Below are 3,323 nucleotides of genomic sequence, written 5' to 3' on the forward strand. Positions count from 1 at the left end.
TTTCTGTTTACCTTTTCTGCCAGCTTTTTAAATTCACTGGGCTTGTTTTCAATGACGACTACCTCTAACTTCTCATTCCAGCAGTTCACCATCACTGCGGTATGACTTTCCTTATGCAGGTCAATCCCCACATAAAGCAAATTTTCTCTTTTTTGCAATTCTCTCCCTCCAGATCTTGTTTCCAACCAATCGGTACCCGTACCGGCAACCTCAGATGACAGCGTTAACTCTTTGCGAGTCCGCAAGGGGGCGACAGCCAATCTACAACAAACCAATGGGAGGATGGACAAGTTATTTCTTTTATTGGTTGTTGATGTTAACTCTGTATGGAATGGATTGCAAGTCATTTCTGGATTTGTTTTTAGGAGAAGAAACCGCAGAAAAAAGAATAGAAACGGGAGCCACAGAAAGAGTGTTTTTTTACCCCCTGTAGCCCCCGGCAGCACCATTTTACCATAGAACCCGTTTGATGTAAATTCATGGTTCACCATGAACCATAGGGTAAATGATCTGGCTAAGCTTCTGGTGAAATAGAATTAATATACCACTTTTTGCTTGCCCTGTGTCGCAAATAATTACCCCTGTGTGACCTTTAAAACCGATGGTGAAATATATATGCCAAACAGGCGATAAAAAGTCTTGTTGGGCAAATCTGAAAAACATGGATTTTCCCTTTGCACCTAATAACTGTTTGGATTGGTGTTGCCTGCTGTTCATCTTCTGGTTGCTTTTTCAGAAAAACGTCGCATATAGACCAGTTTTTTATATCTCTTAAGTCGCACAATCGCAACCATTTATAAATTCCTTAACTAGTAAATTCTCGCCTTATTTTGCTTCAAAAGCAGTGATGAACCATGGGGTCGAAAATGATGCAGGTTAAAGGCAGGTGCACCTTACGGCACTCCTGCCAGCTTACAGCAGCCGGCAATGCCGACTGCATAAGGATTTCGGTCAAAGCTTTTCTTATTTATTTGGTGGCTGTCAATAAGGATAAAGTCACCCATTAGGTAGCTGTAACCACCCTGAAATCAGCCAAATTCAAGGGTTTTTAAGGTGTCTGTGTAGGTACACCACAGTTTTTCCTTTGACACCATACAATACTGGAAAGGCTGGCATTTTCTTATAAAGTAATTTCCATTTTTTTTAATAAATCCTCAATTATACCTTTTACAGCAATACCACTACATTCATATAAACTTTTAATTTGATCCATAAAAATAGGATTCTCTAATAATATACTTTTGTTTTTCTGATTTATAAAAGTCCTTAATGAATCCACTGTTAACTCTATTAATTCTTTATCTTCACTCTCTAAAAATAGCAATAATATTTTTAATTGATAAGAATTTTTTTCATCATCCAAACAATAAGCTAACTTTTGTTTCCACTTAGTATTCCTATCTGAAATAATTTCCATCAATTGCTCCCAGTCTGTATCCTCAAACTTATTAAGAATATCTTGTGCAATTGAGAAGCCTTCATCATACCAATAATCTGTGTAATCCACTTCACCTGCAAAACCTTTTAAAAAATCATCTAATTTTTGAACCATAATAAAATTATCTCCCTTTATTGTTTTTATTGTGGCGCTTGAAAATTTGGAAGTAATCCCGAATTTACTCCTCCGGTTGGGTATCCAGATGTTACCTTATCCCCTATTTTTATAACTTCAATTTGAACATTATTCACTATGTCTCTATGTAGTGTTGCACCATCAGAAAGACGAACGCCAATTGGGGCTGTATTTCCAACATCTTCTATACCTTGTATGATTGCATCATCCGTCCAAGAATCAGGGAAAACTGTACTTGTTTTTATTTTTGATAAATTTCCATCATCAAATTGTGTAATAAATTTTATCTTTCTAGTACCATCAGGATTTTTAGAAATTACTTCTGCCGCATAATTAGGATTAGCATTATTAATGTTAGGAGAATGACCTCCTATAAGTTCATTTTTAGTTGGAGTTTTTCGTTGACCTTCTAATATTTTAGTTTTCATTTCAGAACTTATAGTTGTCTTACCCGCCCCCTCAGGTGGAGTACTGAAGTATGCAACGAACGGTGAATTTTCGTATTCAATTAAAAAAATTATAGCACGTCTTTGTGCTGTTTTTAAATAGAAAAATTACTGTTCTTCTTCTCGAATCGGTTCCCGATATTCCGTCTTATTTTTCATCATTCCGTACACAATGTTTACCAAACGGCGCATGATGCAGACCAATGCCTGAGACTTTGTCTTTCCATCGCCGATTTTTCGCATGTAATAATCATAAAATACCGGATGATTGGGTATTCCGTTCTTTGGCTTGGAAACCATTGTTACCGCCAGGAAATAAAACAGCCCATGCAGCTGGCGGTTTCCCTGTCTGGAGCTTTGCTCCTTGCCTTTTCCGGCGGAACTGAACTTTACAGGAGCTACTCCTGCAAATCTTGCCAGCTTATCTGCACTGGGAAATCTTCGAATATCTCCGATTTCTGCAATCAGCTTGCTGGCTATGGAAGTTCCAATCCCTGGCATACTGGTCAGTTTGTAATCAAAACTAAGCAGGATTTTCTCGATTTCTTTATCAAGCCCTGCTAATTCTTCTTTTTGATGTTCCAAGTCCCGCACCAGACTCGTTGTGATAAAATCTCTGGATTCCTGATATTCCCGAAAGGTATTTCCATCATTATGAACACAATCCAGAATCAAATCCGCTTTATCTTTCTTGGCAATACGAGATATTTCCTTAAATTCGATTGTTAGTTCTTCTGCTGTCTTTGCCTGTAAATGAACAGGGGATGGGTAGGTTTTCCAGAAATACATGGCACATTTTCCGTCTATTTCGCTGAAGAACTTACTGTAACTGGGATATGCCATGGATATTTGTTCATGAAGTCCGTTCTTAAAACGGATACCGTCTTTCACCAGTAAATCTCTCCGATTTACCAGTTGTGACAACGTCCATTCGTTATCTTTTGGCTTTGCATCGGGCAAGGTATGTAACTGGTTAATCAGAACCGTTGCCACACAATACGCATCATGCTCATCATTTTTACGGAGCATAGGTGCACTTTTTCTCTGGTCATATGCCAGAGCTGGATTAATGTCTTTTACTATGTAACCTTTTTCAATCAGCCAGACAGCTAAACTTCTGCCGTAGCCGTATGCATTCTCCAATCCATAAATGGGTTCAAGCCCAAGATGATTGGATTTTTTGTCTACCTTTTCTGCCAGCTTTTTAAATTCACTGGGCTTGTTTTCAATGACGACTACCTCTAACTTCTCATTCCAGCAGTTCACCATCACTGCGGTATGACTTTCCTTATGCAGATCAATCC

General features: G+C 38.3%; 3 protein-coding genes. All 3 read right to left on the reverse strand.

Annotated features, from left to right (window positions below; translation table 11 throughout):
• Positions 1-1,120: 1,120 nt before the first annotated feature.
• Positions 1,121-1,552: a hypothetical protein gene (locus tag CRO04_RS25470; RefSeq protein WP_097007029.1), complete on the reverse strand. Its 432-nt coding sequence runs from the start codon at positions 1,550-1,552 to the stop codon at positions 1,121-1,123.
• Positions 1,553-1,578: 26 nt separating this feature from the next.
• On the reverse strand, positions 1,579-2,001 hold the full coding sequence (locus tag CRO04_RS25475; protein ID WP_097007030.1) for an EndoU domain-containing protein: 423 nt from the start codon (positions 1,999-2,001) through the stop codon (positions 1,579-1,581).
• Between the two features lie 126 nt (positions 2,002-2,127).
• The coding region (locus CRO04_RS25480) for an IS110 family transposase (RefSeq protein ID WP_097007031.1) at positions 2,128-3,323 on the reverse strand (1,196 nt) is incomplete at its 5' end.

The sequence above is a fragment of the Lacrimispora amygdalina genome, from assembly GCF_900205965.1.
GTDB classification, from domain to species: Bacteria; Bacillota; Clostridia; order Lachnospirales; family Lachnospiraceae; genus Lacrimispora; species Lacrimispora amygdalina_A.

What these genes read in the sequence shown, in the direction of transcription:
- CRO04_RS25470 (WP_097007029.1), bottom strand. Translation starts at nt 1,552, where the DNA reads ATGGTTCAAAAATTAGATGATTTTTTAAAAGGTTTTGCAGGTGAAGTG.
- CRO04_RS25475 (WP_097007030.1), bottom strand. Translation starts at nt 2,001, where the DNA reads ATGAAAACTAAAATATTAGAAGGTCAACGAAAAACTCCAACTAAAAAT.